This window comes from Pseudomonas sp. C 49-2, from assembly GCF_003970195.1.
Classification (GTDB): Bacteria; Pseudomonadota; Gammaproteobacteria; order Pseudomonadales; family Pseudomonadaceae; genus Aquipseudomonas; species Aquipseudomonas canadensis.
Genome location: NZ_RXYG01000011.1, coordinates 130,908 through 153,097, shown reverse-complemented (window position 1 = coordinate 153,097; position 22,190 = coordinate 130,908). Strand labels below are relative to the sequence as shown.

Genomic DNA, 22,190 nt, shown 5'->3' with positions numbered 1-22,190 from the left:
TTGTTATCGACTGGTTAATCAGTCAATTTTGATTTTATCAACCTTCCAGCCGTCGAACTGGGCGGCGGTTTGTTTCTCGATTGCGTCCATCAGGTTCACACGGTTGACCATGACGTTACCACCAGCTTTCAGCTCGATGGTGCCCGGTTCAATCACGTATTCGTCACCATCTTTCTTCACTTCGAAGCCAAGAGCCTTGTAGGCATCTTCTACGGCCTTATAGTCGGTGTTGCCCTTCGGCCCCATGATGACAGGGAAGTCAACAACGGTGCCGTCAGCCTTGGTCACTTTGTAGAGCGACTTTTTACGGGAAGCTTTTTCACCACCAGCTTCATCACCAGTAGTCTTGGTGCCACGCGGGGCACGGGCTGGTTTAGCCGCTTCTGCGATTGCTGTGTGGGTGCCGGTCAGGACGTTGTAGGCGATTTCATAGATGATGGCATCGAATTCAGCACGGAACGCTTTCACTACCAGCGGGAAGTCATGCTTGCGAATTTCTTTGATGATGTTGCCATCTTTCGCTTGGTTAGCTTTGATTTCTTTACGCTTCTCCATCAGTGGATAAGCAGCATCAAAATCTTCGCGTGCAATTGCCGCCTTGATTTGAGCGTTCAGCTCCAGTTCTGCTTTTGGAACCAGCACATCATTGAAGGTGTTGATGACGCTCGCAGCAATTTTCTTTGCACCTGCGTTGTGCAGATGATCCATACCTTCAACGGTTGTATCTTGATACAGCTTTTTGAAGTCTTCGGTTTCGGTAGCGGCTGGTGCGTTGGTGGCGGTAGCGTTCATGCTGTGAATCTCCAAATGATTGAAATGATGATGAAGCTTCAAGGCTTATGTTTTGTGCCTTGTTAAGACGAATAGTAGAATGCCAACCTATCTCTAGCAACCTTTATTTTAAGTATTTAGCTAAAACTCAAAGATATTTTCTTGTTTAGAGACTTACAAAGGTTGATGAAACATTCAAGAAGGTAGGATTGGTTAACATTTGAACAGGAAGAACGCTAAACCATCACACAACCCCTCACACTGTCCAACCAGCTCTGGCTGTGCTTCTGGTGGTAAAGGCTCTGGTATCGCTTGGTATGCGGTAGGGGAGTGGGGTATAGTGCGGGTCTTTCCAGTCACACAACCAAATGGTGTGAATGATGATTTTGGCCCCTGTATGGGGCTTTTTTTTTGTCTGGTGTTTGGTTAGCTCTGTCTTAACCTGTGGTACCTTCCTTCCATGTCTAGCAGGTAATCATAAAGTCCGGCGTTTCTTTCTTGAGTCATGCTGATAGCAAGTGACTTTTGATAATCGAAGGTAAAATCAGTAATCACCTTAACGTTATTGAAGTCGCAAGTGACCATTAGGAAAAGGTCTAGGTGCATTCCTTCAAGAAAGTCTTCATCCATGCAGTAATCCTGACTAAATAAATTAACTGTTTCTCTTTCAGATATATCATAGATATTAAATTCCTGTATTTCGTGAAAATCAAAATCAACGATAATATGTGCTATTACTCTTTGGCTTTTAACAAAATATTCAGCAACATGTTTTTCATAGTATGGGTTTCTTGAAAATGTCTTCCTGATTGAAGCTGCAGCAGTAGGTTTTAAATTACTTCCGATGTAAGGTATATTTGAATAGTAACCACACACGAATTTTTCAATTTGCTCTTGATTCAAGGTTCCGATGTCAAGGAAAACTCCGAGTAAATGACTTAATTCGGGCATGTTTGCATTACAGATAATACGCCAGATAAGACATTCAATCTTTTCATTGAAATTATCTTTTGCTGCTGTCTCGCCTAAAGTGGTTGCCGATGATGTTGCTGTGTCCTTTAGTGATACTTCGTTAGCTAACTTGAGATAGTATTCTGCTAACTTGCTGGTTGTCCAACCGACAAGATGTTCTTCAACGAGTGCTGCGGTTTTCGTGAGGGATTTATCATTACTTAACGCTACGCTAGCTTCTAGGATGTACAACCCGAAAATGTCATTACCATCTAACATCATATCGGCGGTCAGCATGAATGACCTATTTGCTACGTCAAGCTTATTACGGCTACCTCTCAATTTACTGTTTACAAGATTAGCAACTGTTTCTGTTTTGTAATGCTGTCTAAGAGGATGGTCATCGTCGTTAAGCTCGTTGACTGATTTCTTATACATCATGACCTTTGGATTGTCTTTCAATGCTGGGCATAGCTTCGTGAAACGCTGATAAATCTTCTTGTTAAGAATTGCGTAGCATTTCTCATCGGCGGGTATGCTGTTCAGCAATTGGATGACTTCTTGCTCAAAAGTAGAAAAGAGCAACTGGTAGATTTTGGATTGTTCGTGTAATTTAAGAATATCTCTCATTTTGATTGTGGTTGTTATTTTTAGTCATTATTACATGTGAATTACCTTTAGTAAAATGAAGGCAACAAAAAAACCATTAAGGGGCTTTGATTGTATTGTATCCATGTCGTTGATGAGCCTGTTGTACTATCCAATATACCCTTTTGAGTTTAAATACTCTGCAAGTTCATCCCTTGTCATAAGTGCTATTTGATAAAGAAAGTTGGTATCAAATTCATAGTAATCATTCTCGTCATAATACTTGATTTCAAGCAGCTTTAATCCATCATCAGTTAATTGTATTTCGTCATACGTTAATGGTGATTCGTTGGGTGTTTGAATTACTGAGACAGTTGGTTGGTTATACTCGCTCAGATGATTATTGCCATTATCGTCAGCGATTACTCTCAGATGGTAAGTGTTAATAGTTGACTTATAAATATAATCATATTCAAAAAGCTCAATGTTTGTATTGTATTTTGCGATAATTCTGATTTTATCAATATCTGACACTATCATTTCTTTCAGGCTATCTATGTTAAGATGCCATCCCCTCATATGGCTATAGAGTTTAACCGTTTTTTTAAAGTCGGGTTTTTGTTCGTTGTATAAAGTGTACAGAAGCACGCTAGCGGTTGTTGTAGTGAAAAATTCAGGTTCAATACTATCATCGTCAACTGCATATTCAGAAGTCAATTTATTAAGACAGTCGTTAGCTATTGAGCTGTTGAGGTATTCTTCAAATGTTTCTATTTTCTGATGATGGTTTAAATAATCTATATATTTAATTAGTAGCGGTCTATTATGGTCGTACCATTGAACAATGAAACGTTCTCCATTCATTATTCTTATGCTGTCCATTTTGTGTTCAAATCCATCTGAGTCAGTCCACTGTGACTTATCAAGATGCTCAGTAATTACCTGACTGTGTAAATGCTCAGATAAAAATGGCTTGATGATGTGATACACCGGAAATGGAATTTCAATCGTCCAATCTTTTTCAATCTTTCTTTTGTTCAAGAAGCCTGCTATTTTTTTTAGCTCCCTTTTAACGTATTTTTCTATATTCATTTTTTCCTCAGTTGATTTTTATTGACCATTCTTATCTAAACCATAGAAGGCGAATGGGTCGGGTTTGCTTGCTGTATTTTCGTTTACAGTCCATATGGTAATTGGCGAGTCCTTTTCGTTGTAATGCACCATTTCATAGACCAATAGGCCATCTTCATTCATAACTACACCTTCTAATTCTGGTGGGTTTGAATTGTCGGATATTCTTATATTGAGTTTCGATTGTGAATTTATTGGATAATCATCAAATCCTATGACATAAGTGTTTGTGTCGGTTCTAAAATAAACGTGGTTTCTGATGAGCTTTATTTCAAGTTCAAAGCTTGTGTCTTTTTTCATGAAGGTTGAGCAAGGTTCAATGACGTACCAATGAGCAGAAGCAGAATCACGAAAGTATTTCATTAGCCTATCAATTGGCATGTGGAATTTGCCATCATGAATGAGTGTCAGTGCATAGCAGTTTATTGAAAGGTTAGCTCTGTCATATTCTTTAAATGAGTAGTGCGGTCTACGTTCTGTTAGAACTTGTCTGAGATTGTATTCAATGCCTCTATTAACCTTGTGTAAAAAAGCGTTTTTAAGATGTTGTTCAAAACTCATTTCAGCATATTGGAGATATTCTTGGTGTCTTGAATATTCATTTAGTAGTTCATTGTATTTTGTATAGAATGTAGTATGTCCTGAATTCTCGTTCACAATGATTATTTCATTGTGATAGTAATCATCAGGCCAATAAGGTTCAAATCTTTGAAGTGCTTCTTTGGTCAAGTATTTGAATATGAATTGTCTAAACGCCCATGCAATGTAGATTTTCCTATTGGGTCTAAGCAATTGCTTGTTCGCCATCTTGGCTATCTTCTTGCACTCTCGGTCAACGTAATCTTCTATGTTCATTAATTAAGTCACAATTACATGAATGATTAACGCAAGCGTTGATATGCCAAATAGGCACGCAAAAAGAAAGCTCCAGTTCACTTCTCGTTTAACTACTGGTTGTTCAACCTCTGTTTTTTCTAGTAATGGTTTGCCATAATCGAAGCTAGGTACTGAGGGTTTAATTTTCTTTCTTTGTTTTGACTTGGCCATAGTTAACCTTTAATTGTTATATATGAATCATTATTCCATATAAATAACCCTTTGCAAGAAACCGCATTAAAATACTTTGATAAATATGCTGTATTTATTTGATTAAAGGTATTTATATAGTATAATAATATTATATAAACTAGATAAGGAATTTATGTCTAAGATAAATAATCAAGTAATTGCTAGTAGCTACTCTGCAGTTGATAATAAGTTTGTAGGTGATAAAATCAGCTTGGATGTTGAAACACTTGCGAAATATAAAAAAGAATATGCTAAGTTTACAAAGCAGATTTTAAAGGATAATCCAGACCTTAGTTTTGATTACTCTCATTACCCCTCGTTGACTATCTCTCACAATTACAGTGCTGTAGCAGTGATAACGCCAAATCCAACACTTGAGGGTAGGGATTTTACTAATTCATACGGTGCTTTGTTAACTGATGCGTTCAGACACAAAGATACTTTGGAAGCGTTGAAAAATGTTTTCCCATCGTTCGGGATAGACTTTGAAAAGATGCGTGTTCGTGAAGATTTGGGTGAGAAGCAAGAGCTTGTTAACAAGTCATTCGAGGCTATTCAAGATGGTAGTGATGATTTCAGTCATTACACCAACGTTAGACAAGGCATGAAGCCACCTAAGAAAGTGGTCGAAGCTGCACCTGTTGAAGAAGACATGTTTTCTTTTAGCAATCCTGACTTACAGAACAAAGTGGAAAACCTCAATGAAGCGAATGAGGCTAGAAAGAATCTCAATGATAATTTCGACCCTAACAACGTTGAAGATGTTCACAAGAAGTCAAAGCTACATGATGGTATCAAGCAAGCCTTGAATGACCAAAATGGTAGAGCCGCTGATGAAGATGATTGGTTAGAAAGACGTATGAAAGAGTTGGGCTTGTATTTCAACCATCACAAAACCCCAGCTTACAAAAACCTCCCGCTTCCTTTTATTCATGACATTACCATTCATGACAAGCACAACCGTGAGTTGTTGAGCTGGAGAACCGGTGGCGGCACTATCAAAATTCATGAAGCTGGTATCTTTCATGAAGCGGCTGGTCAGCTTGCGGCTGATGCTGCTTACAAGAAATTTGGACATGACAAGGTGTTCTTCAACGTCAGTGCTAAGGCTATGGAGCAATACAAAGACAACCTAGGCATGATTTATGAACAGAAGCTAAATCAGTTGATTAAAGCGGGCTTTGAGCCTGAGCAAATTCATTTCCACAAGGACTGGCAATACCTAGTGACCATGAAGGTCAATGAAATGAAAAACCTCGCTGAGCTGGGTCAAGCCACTCCTGAACAGGTAGCGGAATCAAAATCCAAGCAAGAAGCCAATCCAGATGTTGAAGGTGCTAAGCCCGATCAAGGCAAGTCATCAGCCCCGGTTGCTACGGGTGAGCCAGATAAGGCCGTTCCTGCTGGATCTAGCCCGGTAAATCAACAGACCATACCTAATGAGCCTGCAGCGGGTGATGTGCCTGCAAATGCTGCTCCTGCTACACCAGAAGCCCCAGCTCAGAAGAAGACCATCATCAACGGATGCACGCTTGTTAAGACCCATGCCAATGAAGACCCGGCCAAGGAGAGATACAACCTCATAGGGGTGAAAGGGGAGGTTGAGTCAATGTCAGGCCCAACGCTTCAAAAGGTGTTCGATGGATTGACCAAAGCGGCTGGTATCAGCGTTAGCCAAGTCTCCGGTTGCTGGTTGAGTGATGGACAAGTCTTCACCTACGGTCAGTTCAAGAAAGCTGAAGCTGCCAGAGTGGAAGGTATGACTGAGGAACAAATCAAGGAAAACAAGGAAGATTACAACTTCCAAGCGGCTTATGACGTTCTCAAAGAATTGAAGGAAGCTGCCAAGCTCGCCCTTGCTACACAAGGCGTTCCAGTGCCTGACGTGGTGGTTGATGCGGTTGCTGATGTTGTCGTTGATGCTGGGCTTCCTGCAGCGGTTGCTGAACCTGTGCTTGGTGATGTGCCTGAGCGTATGGCTGAACAGATTCCAGATGATGTGTATGACTTTGACAAGGATATTCTTGAGAACAAAGAATTGTTTAATAATTCCTTTGATGTGCCTGAACCTGTTCAAGAAGCGGCTGAGCCGGTGAATGGTCAATCTGATTACAGCATTGAAGAAATGGAAGCGTTCCTTGCAGAAGAATTTGGTATGCCACAAACATTGAATTCACCTGAATATGCTGACTTGAAAGAAGCAAGAGCAAAAGCATCTGAAAAGGTTGAAGGTCAAAAGCATGATGATTCAGGTATAGATTACAGTTCAGCTACTAAGGACTTAGACGCTGTTAAAGAGAAAGTAGAAAAAGCGAAATCAAGTGTTAGGACTGCTATTGCAAACGAAACACGTAGAACAAACATTAAATCAGAGGTTTAACATGGGATTGAATTTAAAGAATGCTGACAGATACGAAACAAGAAAGCCACAAAGCTACGCTGATAAAATATCAGCTTTGGCTGGTGTCTATTTAACCAAGGCTTACAAGCAAAAGATGGGAAATTACTACAATGATGCTGACAATTTCAGTCAAAAGTTCATGGGAGAACCTAACCCATTTCTGGATGACTTGAAGAAATACACGCTTCAAGAAATTACGCTTAGAAGTATTGTCGATACGCTGTCAAAAGAAACCTTGGACATTCTCAGAGAAGAATTCACGAACAGAGTCTGCAAGGTTGAAGCTGACAGTATCAAAGTGGTTCGTATTGATAACAATCAAGACAAGCTGGCTAGGATGTATAACGATAAGCTTGAAATTCTCCGTGCAAGTAAAACGCTGTTACTGACTGATGAAGTGTTCACATTCAACAATGGCAAGGATTTCAACAGTGACATTACCGTGTTTGAATATCTCAATGAGTTGTGCTTTGAGATTGTCATGAGTGATTTAGATGACAAAGCTAAGCAAACGAAATTTACTGATGAAGTGAAGGTGTTGTTCTTAGAGTTTATGAAGGCGTATGGCACTGGCATTAAGCAAAAGTATCAATTCAAAGGTCAGTCCAGCTTGAAAGGTGTGGTGAGCGGATTGGAAGTTAGAAATGAAGTCAACGTTGTTTCAAATTCTAAAATCGTAAGGTGGGTCTACAAAGATTCGGATAGGCTTCTTGATGATGACTATTAAATTAAACCAGCTACGGCTGGTTTGTTTAATTGAAGTTTAAAGTTGATTTCTTTTCATCTGTTTTACCAGTGCCGCCATCCATTACTATATCTTCTGAATCAGGTCCAGCAATGACGGGTGGTGTAGTGTCTGTGGTGCCAGTGGTGACAGGTTTAGGTTCTTCTTCTTTTAAGATATTGGCTTCTATCAACTCATAAAGAATTTTGAGTTTGATTGTTTTCAACCTTATGTCAAATGGTTCAAGTAGTTTGTCTTTGTTATCTAGCCAATAGACTTCAAGGTCAGGGTTTTTGTTCTTGTCTATGACAGGGTTGAGCTTGATGATTGATTTTGCGAGTTTACGCAATAAATCAAGATGATTCATCGTACACCTTGATATGAAGTCTTTACGTTCAAACTCTAAAATCAAAGAAATTATCTCATGTTCACCTTTCAACTGTTCAAGCTCTTCTGGAAAAAATTCTTCCTTATTTCTCATTTCCTTTTCACGAATATCTCTAATATCGTAGTAGTCACGTATTACGTACCTGAATGCATGGTCTAGAAAAATACGCTGAACCTTATCTTCTGCAAGATTGAGGCTGCTCAATTTGAGCTGAGTGTTAGGCGTGGGAATGAATTCATCAATATCTGATGATTCAGGTTCCGGGGCTTTCTCGACCTTTTTAGTTTCATAAGGTGAGAGTAGTGCTTTCAGTTTACTCCACATCATCTACCTTTCGTGGTTCATCAGTTAAATGCTCTTCAAAGATGCGAGCCATTTCAATAAGCATTTCTTCTTTGTCTACGGGCTTAATGTAGTTATTATTTTCAATCAAGAAAGCATCCAGCTTGTTCATGAAAGTGTTGGTGGACTCGTTATTCATTTGGTTTCTCCTTATCGTTTATTATTTGGTTGACTATATCTTCTTTGGTAATTTTAGGGGTGTTGTCAACGTAGCCACCTTTATAGATTGCATGTGTTCCAAGCTTTCCATCTATACCACTTTCAAGATTTTTGTAGTAAGTGCCATCCTTGTACCAGTCAACTTTTTCTTTTTCTTCATTAGTCCAGTCTAGGGTTAGGCTGTAGTTATTGAATAGTAGGTCTTTGTAAGTACCTCTAAAAATTAACCTTGCTGGTTTATCTTTGTTTTTTGGATACTCGTAAATTGTAAAGCCAGTTATTGCGGGTCTGCCCCCGTTCTTTTCTTCAATTTGTGCATTTAAGGCTGATTGCATAAGGTCAAGATTAGCTTTCTTCTTGCCTTGGTCATCAACAAAGAATGTCTCATACTTCTTCATGACAAGGCTAGCTTCAAAGATGTTGACGGTTTTATGTTTTAACTCGACTCGCAGTCTCAAACCCTTATTGTGAAGTTCAATATGTTTCGTGAGTTCAGCTAAATAATCTTCGCTATACACTGTGTCTACATCACTCCTTTTGATAATATATGCCCTAAGCACTGGAATGATGTTTGGTGTATGATTATGGTGGATTGAAGGGCTGCAAATATATTTGTTGAAGTCTTTTAGGTTTTCATGAAACTTCAATAAGCCGACTTTCCTTGTTAGCACTTTGCTTTTTTCATCTACTCTTGCTGCTGAATTAGCCAAGGCTAATTTCATTTTTTCATATATGGCTTGTAATTCTTCATGTGTCATAATTTCCTCATGGTAAGTTGTTTGTTAATGCTTAGTGGTTATCACTAGGTTTTCAATGTGTTGAATTACTGATTTGTGTTTTTCACGAAATCTCTTTCTAATCGGCTGGGTTAAGTAAACATAGTTAATATCTACACTGTTCTTATCCATAATCATCAGGGTTTCGTTTCTTCCATAGGTGCTGGGTGGAACATCAAGAAATCTATTCTGTGTCACAAAGGGCATTTTTTCTTGAATAGTCATAGAAGTAAAATCATCTATGTCCTTTTTTATTGTTCCATACAGTTCTTTAAGAATGTCGTTAGCCGCAGATACAACAGTTTCTTTCGTTGGGTCAATATCTTTAGCAATTTCACGCAAAGCATCATACATGCCAAGGTTTACCACTTGAAATAATGTATCCAAGTGTTCAGATGGTAGCGAATAGTAAGTGTCAGTTGCAATATCAGCTAATCTTTTAATTGTTTCTTTGTCATATTTTGTAAGTTTCATATATAAATCCATTTGTTCTTATATCAATATATCATGTGAATAACCTTAGTTCAATTAATTGCAAGTTAAATTCTTGAAATATGTTTAGGTTTTGGTAGAATGATAGTAACAAACAATTTTGAAAGATTATGAATATAAACGCCGATAGCTTACTTAATGAAGAAGAAAAAGAATTTATAGCAAACCTTGTTGTGACTGAGCTGGAAGGTCTAGGTGTAGGGTTTGAATATTATGACCCTGAATCAGATAACCCATATATTCACTTAGACAGTTCTGATTTTGATAGAGAGACAAGTAATCGTTTGATGGCTGAATATAGAAAGGCTATGGAAGATAAAGAGTTATTAGATAACCCGTTTGAATGATTTATTATAGAGATTAAAAACTAAACCCCATGATGGGGTTTTTGTTTTACTTGGATTTAGGTTTCGAGTTTTTAAGATTTTCATCAGCAATGTCTTTACTTCCTTGGTTAGCCTTAGCTGGTTCACTCACTCCATCACGGATACGTTTCACAATGATGGCTTCTTGCTCTGCTCTGGTGAGAGGTGCCGGTGTAGGACTAGGCATAGCTTCCGGTGTAGGTGTAGGTGTTGGAGCTGGTATGACTGGTAGCACTGGTGCTACTGGTGTGACCGTTACCACTGGTTTTGCCGGTGCTTCTTCTTCCTTGACCACATCCACTGGTTTGAACCTTTCAAGAGCTTTCTGAGCCTGTTCCATGCGGTTAGGGCATTCAAGGCTGACCAGTTCCAGTATCAGCTTGTACTGGGTGGTAAGGTCTGCTTGTTCCTTGGTGTCTGGATCGGCTGGTAGAGCCTTGTGCTTCGATTTCTTGGGTGGGTTCATGACCATGAGCGGATCTAGACCAGCTTTGAGCAAGTCAACGAACGCATACGCGATAGGGCTTCTATCAACGCTTTTCCACTGGTTAGAGACGGTCTTGATGTCGAAGTCTTGCCCGGTGGCTTTGTAAGCCGTAATGGCACGTAGGTTGTTCTCACGAACGGCCAACGCTTTCTTCTGCAGCTCGGTCTTCAACCACTGCTCATCATCCGGGGTAGGGGTGTAACCTTCGACCTTCAAGCCAAGCATGGAAGCTTCACGCCAGATATTTTGTGCTTTGCGTGGTGTTCCCTGACTGGTGATGATTACCGTTGAGTACCCATTCTCTAAATACATCTGTGCCAGTGCCCTAGCGGCTGCTGGGCTTTCGCTGGTCAAGCTGGTTTTTAGTGAATCCGGTGTGTATTCCCTAACCACAATGGCTTGTCTCTGGAATCGCTTATCAAAGAACACGCCACGGTCATAGGTGAGGTAGTTCTTCAACGTGATACCGAATTTGCCGCCGTTGTCTGCCATGTACTCAGGGATACCGGCGTAGTCATACATGAATTTCTTCTTGTAGCTGAATGACGGCTTCCAAGCTCCACCAGACAGCTCAACGTCAGGCTCTGGCACTAGGCCGGAGTCTTTGCGTGTGGTCTTGGTCTTACGGTGAAGGTTGGCTTCACGCACAGCACGGATAGCGTCGATGGTGGCCGGGTCGTTCAGATCGATCGGTAGCTCCTTCTTGAACGAAATCCCTAGCTTCGACATGGAAACCTCAGTGTCAGTATCTGATAGGTATACGGTGAATCCCTGAACGGTTCCGCTCTTGGTGATGGTAGGTATCAAGAAGACGTTGCGAGCCTCGAGGGCGGCGTTCAGGTCAGTGAATGACTTGTGTTCAGGGTTCTTCAAAATCTCCACCACATCGGCCATTTGCACCTTGGCTGACGATGATAGGTTCTCTGAGTGGTAAAGGTTCGTTGCTCTGGTCAAAGACTGCTTGCCGAACTTCCCTGAACCAGCACAGTATTTAAGGTTGTAGGTCTTATCACCCCACTTAACCAGCAAGGCGTCTTTTGAACTGAAAGGTGAGTTTTCATCTTCTTCAAGTGCCGGGTCATTTGGCTTGAAATAGTTCGGGTTAGGAATGATGGAAACCTTGAACTGAGCCATAGCGGCTTTCTGAGCTGCTTCATCTTTACTCTTGAACACTTTGTTCATCATGGTCTGGAAAGCTTTGTGTTCCTTCTCGCTAGGCGGTATGAAACGTTCCTGAGCGGCAAGGGTGTTGGTCTTGTCGAGATACTGACTGAACTGTGGTGAATTCTCTAAATGAACCAATGCCCAAAACATTCTGAGCTTTGTGTTGTTTAGGTCAAGGTTCTTTCCATCATAAGACTTGCTAAGCATGGGAATATGAAGGTGTGATTTGTATTCACCCTTTTCTTTCTTTATGTGCGGCACTGGAAAGGTAGGATAGTTGTCTTCCTTTTCTCTAGTGAAGAGTTTGGTGAATTCCACACGCATAGCCAGAAGTAATTTGACCTGCTGGGCTTCTGTTAACCGTCCTGCTTCTTGTGGTGATAATGTTAGGAAGTGGTCATAGACATAGTAGGCTTTCATAATTTCAGCACGTTCAGCAACCGTAGCACCTTTCAAGCTCTGGTTCTTTTTCAATTGCTTCAAATCTGCTGGTGTTGCGTGCTTCTCCCATTCCGCAATCAACGCATCTGCAACGGCATAGCTGTATTCATTAAGCTTCTGTTCGTAACATGGTTGACCGTAGTAATTATGTGGATGGGGTAGGGCAACCAACCCAGTCAACTCAATAGGTAATCGCTGTTCAATTCCTTTTTCTTTCAGATAGATTGAATCGGAAATTAGATACTTTATTACACCTTTCAAACCTTCACGGGTGTGAATGTATTCTCTGGCCTTGGAAACGAATTTCTTACCACCTTTGGCTTTTTGAATTTTCTGTTTATTGTCTTGGTCAGCTTCCATCGCTGCGGCTGTTGTCATAATGTACCTTTATACTTCGTTCGCTTTTTTGATTAGAGATAAAATCTCTTTGAAAAGTGGTTCTATTCCTGTTGTTCCACCTTCAATAAAACTCAAATTTATTTTGTGGTTAATCGTGTTCCATCGTGTGAGCAAATCGAAAGCTAATTTAAATTGCTCAGGGTTTACATGCTCAATCATAAATTCAGCTTTGGTTGCTAGTGAGTGTTTCAAAGCTCTTCTGTTGTAAGCATCAGGACGTTCACCGGCTTTGAATACTCCGTTGTTTTTGAAGTTATTGGCGTAGACGCTGGTGGTATGTCTTGAGTAGTAATTTCTCTTACGTGGTAGCTTTGCATTAACGTCAATTTCACTGAGGCGACGTTTAAACCTAGCAGCTTCTTTTGACGTATCTGTTTCATACTTGACGTTTAATGTGATGACCTTGCCGATTGCCTTAGACAATTCTTCAACATGGTTTTGGAAGATTTCTAGAACATCAACATCATCTGTTTTATGTGTAATCCTAAAACCAGTTTTAATGTCTTTAAGCTCATGCTTAGCTTGGGGTAGTTTCAACTCTTCGGCGTTCTTGATGACCTGCTTAACAATGTTGATTGACTGAGTAGCTTGCTTCCCTACGTTGTCAGTAATCTTCTTGCTGTCTCTACCTGATTGGGAACGTGAAAGGTGCTTGCCAGTCAGTATCATATCAACCAACGTATTGACGTTTTTGATGCCATAGGTATCAGCAATCTCATAGAGTAAGCTGACGTATGAAGGGTTTAATTTCATTTCCAGCTTCTTGTTTCTTTTCTCTTTTGGTTCGTTCATCTAGTCCTCTATTAGTGATTCTTTGATAGAGCTGCTTTGACCTGCTCTAAGGTTGTGATGCCTTGTGACTTAAGATACTTCAAGATTTGTTCTTGGTTCTTCTTAGCAACGAGTTCTTCTAACATTTTGTCAATGCGATTCAGCACTAGCTTTATGGCTTCCTTGTCAGTACGGGCTTGTTCAACTTCCTGCTGCTTAGCTTTGATTTTGTCCCTGATAACCTGCTTTTCAGCTTCTGGTGAATCTGGATTATCAATCACGTCATAGCCATCAGCTCTAATGTTGCGGACTTCTAATTCAAGACTGCCTAAAAGATTGTCATTGTCTTTTTTTAATTTATCGTATTTTGTTTTGTTTCTATTGAGTTCGTAATCACCAACTGTTGATAATTTCTCTATGATTGAATCAGGCTCAATGTTTAGATTTGTCATAATAGCTCCTTGTTGTTATTTGTTAAGATTGGAAATATCTAATCTATATTCTAAATATTATCATACTAATGTTGGTAGTCAATTAACTAGCTATAAATTCAAAGTTGAGAAAGACAAAATATAGGTAGGATGAACAACAAATTAAGCTTTTAAAATAAGACAACTGTAAGGCGTCAGAAAACTATTTGACGGTAGACAAATACATACATCTTGCTTTAATGATTTCTCTTCTTCTTAATATGTGTCTACCGAGTGGTGTCTACCGTAGTGTGTCTACCGTCTGAAAGTAATGTGTCTACCGTTGCATGTCTACCGTGTGAAGTTTTCTGCAGGTCAAACGCCTTAGCTGGGTTTTGATGTTCTTTGGTCAATAAAAATTTAGCATTATAATACGTGGTTCATTTGCAATAAATTAACTGCATGGTAATATTAAAGTATAAACATCTTTATACTATATGAATTACTATCTAATAAAAGAATATCTAAAAAAATTACTCGCAGATGAGTTGGCATTTTTTTACTTCAAAGTGATGTTCTGGTTCTTATTTTCAATAGCTTGTATTGTCATTGCTATTGGTTCATTCGCACTTGTTGGCATTCTATTAATTTATCTTCCATGGGGCGAGCTTCCGGTATCGGATGAAGGACGTACCCTCATCCAAGTTTTGACATTTTCCGTAATTTGTTTATTCATCCTTAGCATAGAAATTCAGGTCATACAAAAGGTTGCAGGCATCATAAATAAAAAGTTAAAGGAGAGTGATGCAGGTAGTATTGTGCAGTTAGTTAAAAGTTGCTTGCTTAATGTAATAGCCCATAGTCTTGCAGTAGTGCTCTTAGGAATGCTTAGGCTGACGGTCATATTTTTTAAGTATGTCCTACCTGCCTTTTTAACCTTAGCTATTATGTTTACTGCGTTCGTGTTTTCAATAGTTTTTTTAAAGATAACAAGTCTGGTCATGCTCACTATACTGGCTTTAATCTTTATCACAATTTCATACCCTGTCTTCATTGTATTGAAGTTAATGACACTTAGTATGCATTGTGAATTGCTAGGAGGTCGTTATGAAAAATAACATAACCGCTTTCCATTTATTTCTTATCACCATACTCCTATCAAATGTTTCTCATGCTGACTCATCAGGTCGTCAAGAAATGATGTGTTCTGTGGGTGGTTTGGTGCTTGATATTCTTCTTGGTACTAACGAACAACAAACAACAAAGGAGGTGGTTAAATGAACACTTCTAATCAGGCTGAAGAATTTACAAATGAAAAGTTTTTTGAGTTGATAGGAAAAAGAAAAGGTTACGCAATTGCTATTTTGCTAGTGATGTTCTGTTATGTCATTCCAGTGGTTGCTGGTATCCAAGCTACGAACATTTTGATACCGATAATATTTAGTATTAGTTTCATTAAGCCTCATGCCGGTTTCTTTTATGAATTCGTTTCACTGTTAGTGATTTTTGGCTTCACCTATCATACCTTGCATGATTATTTCATGAGTGTTTCTGAACGCTTGTTGAAGTGGTATGAAAGAAAGGTTTACGAGAAATACAAGGCTACTGCTTGTCATGATGAGCAAGCAAAAATAAACACAACAAGAGGTCATAATGAAATGGATATTTAAATTAATGCTGGTCATGACACTTGCCTTCTCTGGTAGTGTCTATGCTGAACGTACTCCGATGGAAGTAGCCGCTGAGGCCCGTGTGTCATCTGAGCCGGTTGATACAACTGACTTGGTGAAATTCAGCCTCCCTCAAAGGGACTTCTATATCAACGGCTTCAATAGTGCTATCTGTGGCCCATGCCTGCAGCTACCTCTTCCTAAGATGTTAGCGAATGCATTGTTGTTCAATCCTGACCTAGCTAAGAACAGTGGTGGGTTGTTGGGTGTCTTGGTTGAAAATCTCTACATTAACGTTGGTGGGGCCATAGGTTACGGCTTCTTAATTCTTTGGGTTTTTAATCTCTGGTGGACGGCAAGTAAGAACTCAAATATCAAGGCTGAGAATGATGGAGCTGTCAAAGCTCAACACCTAAAAAACGCTAAGCTGACGTTGTTGGTTCTAGGGGTAGGGTTAATCATTCAACCTGAAATTTTCCTGAGCGTAATCACCGTTGCTGTGCTTCTCATCATTGCTACTTTGAACTGGGCCAGCTTAACCTTTACCGTCGCTGTCGCTGAACACGCACCTGACATATCAACTGTTGTCGCTGAGGTTCAACCTAAGCTTACTCAATACAACAAGTCTGAACAGATTGGTATTTGGAACGGCATGACTGAGACGGTCACTAAGGTATCCATCATTGCATCACACAACAATCAGTTAGGCACTACCGGTTTCTTCTCGTCTGGTTTGACAAAGAGTGATGTGGTTAACGATATAGAGAGCAATGTTAAGCTCAACATGGTTCCTGTTATTCGTAATGGAATTGTTGAACAAATCAACATGGTATGGAATGAAAATTATGATAACTATGAAGCTGAGAAATATGGTAGAGCAAACGTATTGTTCCCTATTCGTGCTACTAACTTAGATGCTTCAATAGAACAAGAGGCTGACACTGACTTAACAAATGAAGTGCGTTTAATTGCTCAAGCTGATGGACAAAAAGTTTTTACCGCTGCTGAATTCACATCAATACTTCATGCGTATGAAGCTAAAGCATTGCCTTTGGTTTCTGAGGGTAAATATCTTGAAGCTCAAAGCTACTACGATACTGGTTTGGTATTGAGGGTTGCTGATGCTTTAGATAGCGGCTTGGTAAAAATCAAGAACAAGTATTTATCAGAAGGTTTGGGTAGTGAAACCAATGCTAAAGTTAACAAGATATATAGTGCAACTTTTCTAAATTCTGCACAAGGTTTGAACCCGGCTTTGACTTATAGTGGTAAGTGGAAGTATATGCAGGAAGCCAGTAACTATCCGTTGAAATACAACTGCTCTAACTTCTATAACAAACAAATAGATGATATTCATATCAATGGCTTCAACATCCTAGCTGGTGGTTCTGCTTGGCGTGATACGGCTATGTCAGCTATCTCTATGCCTACCCAGTGTATTACCTTCAAAGGTGGCATTGCGGTCTACATGGGCGTTGATGCCAAGACTGATGAAACTAACGTCTTGCTCTACAAGGATAGAACTACCGCTGCAGGTATTGCTGTAAGTAATTTGACCAGTAATATCATTGAAGGTGCTTTACTGGGTCAATTAAAATTCATGGAGAAGAACAACCCATTCAAAAACGCAATGTATTCAAACATTGACCTTGGATTTATCCATGCTGGTATTTCAGCCACTTCAATTGGTAAAGCATTAAATAACAGTGCAAGAATGGGTGATGCCGTTAGGAATGGTCTTGTAGTTGATTATGCTGCTGGTGGTGATTTCAGTGTAGGTGTTGACTTTAATAAGTTGTTTGGTGATGAGAGAGAAACAAAAGACCTTGCTAATAACAGTCGCTACAAACAAATCACAACTGATTACAAGCCATTGATATTTGATTCGCTCCTTGACCCAGCGAAAGCTGGTAGTAGCACAACATACCAACAAGCTCAAAACTTCAATGAAGAAGGTGAATCATTCAGTGATATGTTAATCAATATTATGCAAAGCAACTCTGCATTGTTTTCAAATTTCAAGGGTGACTTAGGTTTACCAATGGACAAAACAATTTCAAGAGGGATTGTTGAGTGTAATGCAATGGCTGTCGCATGTGATAATAGAGGAACTGCAACAGTATCATCAATTTACAGGTCTGACCCATTGATGTTGGGTATTTACATAAAGATGGGTACCACTGCTGTTGCTGCTGTTAAGAATTTCGACTTGGGTAGCATCATTAACAAATTTGGTATCAGCGGTGATTCGTGGATTGGTAAACAATTAGGTAAGGCTTCTGCTGTTATGAGTAAGTTCGCCTTCTTGTTCCAAATGGCTATCGCTATCCTTGATGTTATTTTGGTGCCACTAGATTTACTCGCCAACATTTTAATCCTGATAGGTTTGTGGGCATTAGCCTTACAGATTTTACCTGCCATACAAATGATAATGGTTGCTGCATTAAGTCTATTGTTGGTAGTAGAAATGGTTCTTGTGATTTACTTGGCTATTTTACAAGCGGTTTTCAAACGTGACATTAGATACGTCAAAACTGGATTGAAGCAAATCTTTGGTAGCTGGTTAGGTGTTTTGTTCTACCTCATCGGTCACTACATCATGCTTGCGTTCATCTACTATCTATCCTTCTCTAGTGTTTCCAGAGCTATCTATGTATCAGTAGCGGGTGATGGTGGCATATTCGGTATGTTGGCTGGTATCGTTGTTGTGTTGTTCACCTATGCTTTCCTACACACATTGTTCTTAACCATACCTAGACTCACAATGAGCATGAAGAATGTCATTGTTGGTAGCGATAGCGAAATTCTCGATGACGCTGCTGCTAACAGAACTCTTGAAACCTTGGCTATTACATACATGGGTGAAAAAGCTGCTGTGGGCACAATGGAAGGTATGAAAGAAAAAGCTATCAGTAAAGTGAAACAACTGTATGGAAAGCCTAAAGCTTCTGCTACACCACCTGTTGATACGAAACCGCCAACCAATACGGAAGGTAGATAAGATAAGGCCAGCAAATGCTGGCTTTATTTTTTTGTCATTGAAAATAACTTGTCTAGTTGTTAAACAAATATTGCATGGTAAAATGAAGTGATACAACATCATTAAACTATATGAATACCCCAACGAAAGTAACTTATGAGCCAAATGAACTTAGACCTGAAATTTTATCATTGTGTGCTTATTTCACTTGTTTTGTAGATTTTGAACATTCGGGTAAAGATTTCAACCTTAGCACTGTTCATAAGAATGATGAACTCGCGTTGTTGTATTTCGGCGGGTGTGTAGGTGATTCAGTAGCTGTCGCTGGTGGACAAACCAAAAATCTTTATAAGCTGGTCGAGTTCATCACTGATAGAAATTTATGGGCGACTATTACCAGAGCAAGGACTAGAAGAACCTTTTACAGAAAAAAGATTAAAACGGATAAAAGATTTTCTGATGTGATTAACGCTTTGAGAGAAGAGAATGACCCTGAATTGAATGAGTGTATAAGGTCTTACAGGTTCTTCTTGTTTTCGGTTGCTTACACGGCAGTTGGTGAAATCGGGCATGAGAAGCTAATGAATATGCAACCGGGCGTAGCAGGCCGATTAGCTTACGCTCAGATTAAACAGCTTATGAAGAAATCTAAAAGGGGTGTTATCAAGCGTTTATTTATTATCTCAATATTCATAGGTATAGCAGTCGTATTCTACAACGTGCTTGCATCTGGATTTTTATTAACCATTTAATTAGACATAGGTTATCCATATGATACAATTTAAAATATACACATTATAATACCGTATGAAACAATTACTTTCGATATTGTTCTTAACGTTCACGTTATTTACTTCAAATTTCACATTTGCTGAGTCGGCTTGTCAGCCGGGTAATGGTGCATTGAGCAAAATGGAAATTGCTGAATGTATTGAAGAGCATGACAAAAGCTCTCAGATGTTCAAATTTATCAAAATATTCGTTGGTAAGGCTGAAATTGATTTTGCTGTCGATTTTGTTACTAATTTAGTTACGATGGATTTCAGTTCAAAAGTTATTGATTTGGAATACAAGGATGACGCAGCAACGGCCCTATTCAAAGCGATTGATTATGTTGTTAATAGAATTTCTACTATTTCATTTGGAATAATTCTATGTGGTGTCTTCTTAATGGCTCTCATAAGAGGCAGTAGGGAAGGGGTTGTTCTTGGTCTGAATGTCTTACCTTTCGCTACTGTTTCCTTAATTTTAGGTATTGCCGTTATTTCAGGTCATTTCGCTTTCTTCATCAAAATACTGTTCGTCATCATGTTCATCATGGCTTTCGCCTTGTTCTACTCCACTAATATATTTTCATTCTTCATCAATGATTTATCAGGTGTTGAAACTAGATTGCACAAAGAGGCTGATTCGTTCAGTGAAGCGGCTGTTTACAGTATGATTGAATGGCACATTGAAGACCTTGCAGCTCGAAAAGGTATGCTGGTCGAAACGGGTAATCTAGAAATCACTTTTGAGGGCATCAAACTAAAAGATAAAGAATTTATTGCTTGTTTACTCAAAGAAACAAAAGCTCCTACTGGTAAGAACCAAAACAAATTCTATCAAGCTGGTGATATTGAAAAAACTCAATATTGTGCTGGTGAGGAATTGGGATATAAAACTTACCGTATCGGTCATATTGCTGATAAAAAGCTCACTAGCGAAAGTGCGTTACTGCTCCAGAAGATGATTAAAATGCAGCCAGCTTTAAGAAGTATTGCGTATGGCATCATCAAAAATAACTGTGCCAGTGTGTTCAATGTCAATAGAGACTTGATGAAAGATTACATTTCTAGTTGTGTAGATATGAGGTCTGATGGCTCATTCAATATGACTGGTGATAGCATTGTTAAGACCCTACAGAATTCAGAAATTACTGATATAGAAATTGTTCAAGGACAAATACAAAGTCAGGTTGATGATTTATCCCTAACAGCTTTCACTGAAATGCTCAGAAATGGTAATACCGTTGATAAGTCTGTTGTAGAAGCCGTTAAGTATGATGACATGTATTCAAATTTACAATTGGGTTCAATTTACAAGAAAGCTTTTGAATCAACAGCACTGAAAGCCATTGACCTTGAAATTGTTAATGAAGTGGCGATTAAGAAGAGTAAGCTTCAACAATTTTTAAGTCTTGAAGATAATCTTGCCATGTTTAACGGCGAAGGTTCTAAGAATACATTCGGTATTGATAAGTATTATGGAAGTTTGAAGCCTCAATCTAATATCAATACTGACATGATTGCTTTGTTGGATGGCGTGGCTGGTGGGGCATTAACAGATGCCGGTATGCAGTACAAAGATTGCAAGCAGGGTGGCTATTGTAAGTCCGCCAATGCCAATTTCGTTACCCCAGTGTTTGAGTTAGGTCGTGAGATTATTCCTTACGTTGCTATGGTGTATACAGCGGCAATAGTAGTTGAGACATATTGGCAGTCTAAATATGATGCTGCGGACTCCAATGACCCTAATAGAGCTTACTACATCACTAATGCTAGATTTTGGCATGGGTTCGGAATGGCGGCATTAGGCATTATTGGTGGTTTAGGTATCGCTACTTTATTCTTGATTAGAGTATTGTTTATTGATTACTTCAGGTTATTTGCTGTAGGAATGTTGATGCCTTTCCTAGTGCCATTCACCTTCGGTTATGCTTTGCTGATGAGTACCTATGCAAAAATGTTTAGAGACGATGGTGAATCGTTTACAGATATGATGAAGAAATACGGCGTAGTTGACGTAATGTTCAGAATGCCGCTTGTGGCTATAGGCTCAATAATTGGGCTTTGCACAATGATGATTTTAATGTTCATTGCAAGTATTTTGCTCACTAAGTTGTTTGGTGGTTTTGCCATTGAAAATGCTGATGCAGGCAATGCTACGTTAACGCTTAAAGCATTGTTCTTTGTTTTCATCTATTCATTGAGCTACATGATTTCTTTCTACATCGGTATGAAGGCTTCCTTTAAGTCTACTGAAGCTGCGATAAACAAATTCTGCTACAAAGCTGATTCTTATGATGATGCGATTGGTCAACTTATGTCAAAAGCCAAAGGCTTCATTGGTAAGTTAGGAAGATAATATTTTTTTGAGTATTGCGTTAAAGGTATGTCATGATAAAATTAAATAAAGACAATCAATTGAGGGTTTATGTATATTGATAACTTAAAGCATTTAAAGAAATTGAGAATTTCTGAGTTGGTAAGACTCTGTGTATTAAGCTTCATCATTAGTGTTGCAATTATGAGCTTTGGAGTAAGTGGTACATCCTTTGCTCAGTTCGGTATCTGGATGATAATCTTGAGTGTTCCTGTAAGTATAGGTTTTGCGTTTCATGGGATAATTATTGCAATACATTTAAAGCGAAGATTTAAGACTTCAAAATTAAAGCCAGTATGAAGCTGGTTTTTTAACGTCCTATATTTGAATAGGTGATTTATATATGCTACTATAAAATTAACAACATCTTAAATCATTATGACTAACTTAAACCCATTCGCTAAACTCTACGCACTTATCTTTGCTGTATCTGCCCTTGTATTCATCGCTCTACACTGGTCTTTCCAATATTCATTGGGATTTTCATTGCTTGTTCTCTTCGCAATGATAGTGATTCCAGCCAGCCAATTACTATTCTTGCTATTGGTTCAATTTCCAATCAAGAAGA

The 22,190-nt window shown here is 39.1% G+C and carries 20 protein-coding genes; 9 read left to right on the top strand and 11 right to left on the bottom strand.

The window, feature by feature from the left end:
* Window positions 1–18: 18 nt before the first annotated feature.
* From EJ576_RS21900 to EJ576_RS21885, 4 genes are all read right to left on the bottom strand, one after another.
* On the bottom strand, window positions 19–792 hold the full coding sequence (locus EJ576_RS21900) for a hypothetical protein (protein ID WP_126571085.1): 774 nt from the start codon (window positions 790–792) through the stop codon (window positions 19–21).
* A gap of 405 nt (window positions 793–1,197) precedes the next feature.
* Window positions 1,198–2,352 carry a hypothetical protein gene (locus EJ576_RS21895; protein WP_126571084.1) on the bottom strand — a complete coding sequence of 385 codons (1,155 nt, stop codon included), beginning with the start codon at window positions 2,350–2,352 and terminating at the stop codon, window positions 1,198–1,200.
* 126 nt (window positions 2,353–2,478) lie between these two features.
* Window positions 2,479–3,402 (bottom strand): hypothetical protein, encoded by a 924-nt coding sequence (locus EJ576_RS21890; protein WP_126571083.1) that lies wholly within the window; start codon window positions 3,400–3,402, stop codon window positions 2,479–2,481.
* Window positions 3,403–3,420: 18 nt separating this feature from the next.
* Window positions 3,421–4,296, bottom strand: a complete 876-nt coding sequence (locus EJ576_RS21885; protein ID WP_126571082.1) for a hypothetical protein — start codon at window positions 4,294–4,296, stop codon at window positions 3,421–3,423.
* A 346-nt stretch (window positions 4,297–4,642) separates the two neighbouring features.
* On the opposite strand from EJ576_RS21885, the gene EJ576_RS21880 reads away from it, so the two are divergent.
* Both EJ576_RS21880 and EJ576_RS21875 read left to right on the top strand, forming a co-directional pair.
* Window positions 4,643–6,889: a hypothetical protein gene (locus EJ576_RS21880; protein WP_126571081.1), complete on the top strand. Its 2,247-nt coding sequence runs from the start codon at window positions 4,643–4,645 to the stop codon at window positions 6,887–6,889.
* 1 nt (window position 6,890) lies between these two features.
* On the top strand, window positions 6,891–7,637 hold the full coding sequence (locus EJ576_RS21875; RefSeq protein WP_126571080.1) for a hypothetical protein: 747 nt from the start codon (window positions 6,891–6,893) through the stop codon (window positions 7,635–7,637).
* A gap of 25 nt (window positions 7,638–7,662) precedes the next feature.
* Here EJ576_RS21875 and EJ576_RS21870 read toward each other — a convergent pair whose 3' ends face one another.
* Genes EJ576_RS21870 through EJ576_RS21860 form a run of 4 tightly spaced genes read right to left on the bottom strand, consistent with a single transcriptional unit; the run spans window position 7,663 to window position 9,773 of the window.
* A complete protein-coding gene (locus tag EJ576_RS21870; RefSeq protein ID WP_126571079.1) occupies window positions 7,663–8,349 on the bottom strand; it encodes a hypothetical protein in 687 nt (228 codons plus the stop codon).
* Window positions 8,336–8,503 carry a hypothetical protein gene (locus tag EJ576_RS29705; RefSeq protein ID WP_158628955.1) on the bottom strand — a complete coding sequence of 56 codons (168 nt, stop codon included), beginning with the start codon at window positions 8,501–8,503 and terminating at the stop codon, window positions 8,336–8,338. Before EJ576_RS29705 ends, EJ576_RS21870 begins: the two co-directional genes overlap by 14 nt.
* Window positions 8,496–9,281, bottom strand: coding sequence for a hypothetical protein (locus EJ576_RS21865; RefSeq protein WP_126571078.1), 786 nt, complete (start codon window positions 9,279–9,281; stop codon window positions 8,496–8,498). Before EJ576_RS21865 ends, EJ576_RS29705 begins: the two co-directional genes overlap by 8 nt.
* Before the next feature lie 24 nt (window positions 9,282–9,305).
* Window positions 9,306–9,773 (bottom strand): hypothetical protein, encoded by a 468-nt coding sequence (locus EJ576_RS21860; protein WP_126571077.1) that lies wholly within the window; start codon window positions 9,771–9,773, stop codon window positions 9,306–9,308.
* A 128-nt stretch (window positions 9,774–9,901) separates the two neighbouring features.
* On the opposite strand from EJ576_RS21860, the gene EJ576_RS21855 reads away from it, so the two are divergent.
* Window positions 9,902–10,138: a hypothetical protein gene (locus EJ576_RS21855; protein WP_126571076.1), complete on the top strand. Its 237-nt coding sequence runs from the start codon at window positions 9,902–9,904 to the stop codon at window positions 10,136–10,138.
* A gap of 46 nt (window positions 10,139–10,184) precedes the next feature.
* Here the strand turns inward: EJ576_RS21855 and EJ576_RS21850 are convergent, their stop codons facing one another.
* The 3 genes from EJ576_RS21850 to EJ576_RS21840 are packed head-to-tail and all read right to left on the bottom strand — an operon-like array spanning window position 10,185 to window position 13,870.
* Window positions 10,185–12,626, bottom strand: coding sequence for a hypothetical protein (locus EJ576_RS21850; RefSeq protein ID WP_126571075.1), 2,442 nt, complete (start codon window positions 12,624–12,626; stop codon window positions 10,185–10,187).
* Window positions 12,627–12,635: 9 nt separating this feature from the next.
* Window positions 12,636–13,439 carry a hypothetical protein gene (locus EJ576_RS21845; RefSeq protein ID WP_126571074.1) on the bottom strand — a complete coding sequence of 268 codons (804 nt, stop codon included), beginning with the start codon at window positions 13,437–13,439 and terminating at the stop codon, window positions 12,636–12,638.
* Window positions 13,440–13,450: 11 nt separating this feature from the next.
* Complete coding sequence (locus EJ576_RS21840) at window positions 13,451–13,870, bottom strand: hypothetical protein (RefSeq protein ID WP_126571073.1); 420 nt, start codon at window positions 13,868–13,870, stop codon at window positions 13,451–13,453.
* Window positions 13,871–14,325: 455 nt separating this feature from the next.
* On the opposite strand from EJ576_RS21840, the gene EJ576_RS21835 reads away from it, so the two are divergent.
* From EJ576_RS21835 to EJ576_RS21815, 6 genes are all read left to right on the top strand, one after another.
* Window positions 14,326–14,946 (top strand): hypothetical protein, encoded by a 621-nt coding sequence (locus EJ576_RS21835; RefSeq protein WP_126571072.1) that lies wholly within the window; start codon window positions 14,326–14,328, stop codon window positions 14,944–14,946.
* The gene (locus tag EJ576_RS29700; RefSeq protein WP_158628954.1) at window positions 14,936–15,109 is read left to right on the top strand and encodes a hypothetical protein; all 174 of its coding nucleotides are present in this window, start codon (window positions 14,936–14,938) and stop codon (window positions 15,107–15,109) included. Before EJ576_RS21835 ends, EJ576_RS29700 begins: the two co-directional genes overlap by 11 nt.
* Entirely contained in the window at window positions 15,106–15,498 is a 393-nt protein-coding gene (locus EJ576_RS21830; protein ID WP_126571071.1) for a hypothetical protein, read from the top strand. Before EJ576_RS29700 ends, EJ576_RS21830 begins: the two co-directional genes overlap by 4 nt.
* Entirely contained in the window at window positions 15,482–18,499 is a 3,018-nt protein-coding gene (locus tag EJ576_RS21825; RefSeq protein WP_126571070.1) for a hypothetical protein, read from the top strand. Before EJ576_RS21830 ends, EJ576_RS21825 begins: the two co-directional genes overlap by 17 nt.
* A 110-nt stretch (window positions 18,500–18,609) precedes the next feature.
* Window positions 18,610–19,230: a hypothetical protein gene (locus EJ576_RS21820; RefSeq protein WP_126571069.1), complete on the top strand. Its 621-nt coding sequence runs from the start codon at window positions 18,610–18,612 to the stop codon at window positions 19,228–19,230.
* Window positions 19,231–19,390: 160 nt separating this feature from the next.
* Window positions 19,391–21,604, top strand: a complete 2,214-nt coding sequence (locus EJ576_RS21815; protein ID WP_126571068.1) for a hypothetical protein — start codon at window positions 19,391–19,393, stop codon at window positions 21,602–21,604.
* Window positions 21,605–22,190: the final 586 nt, after the last annotated feature.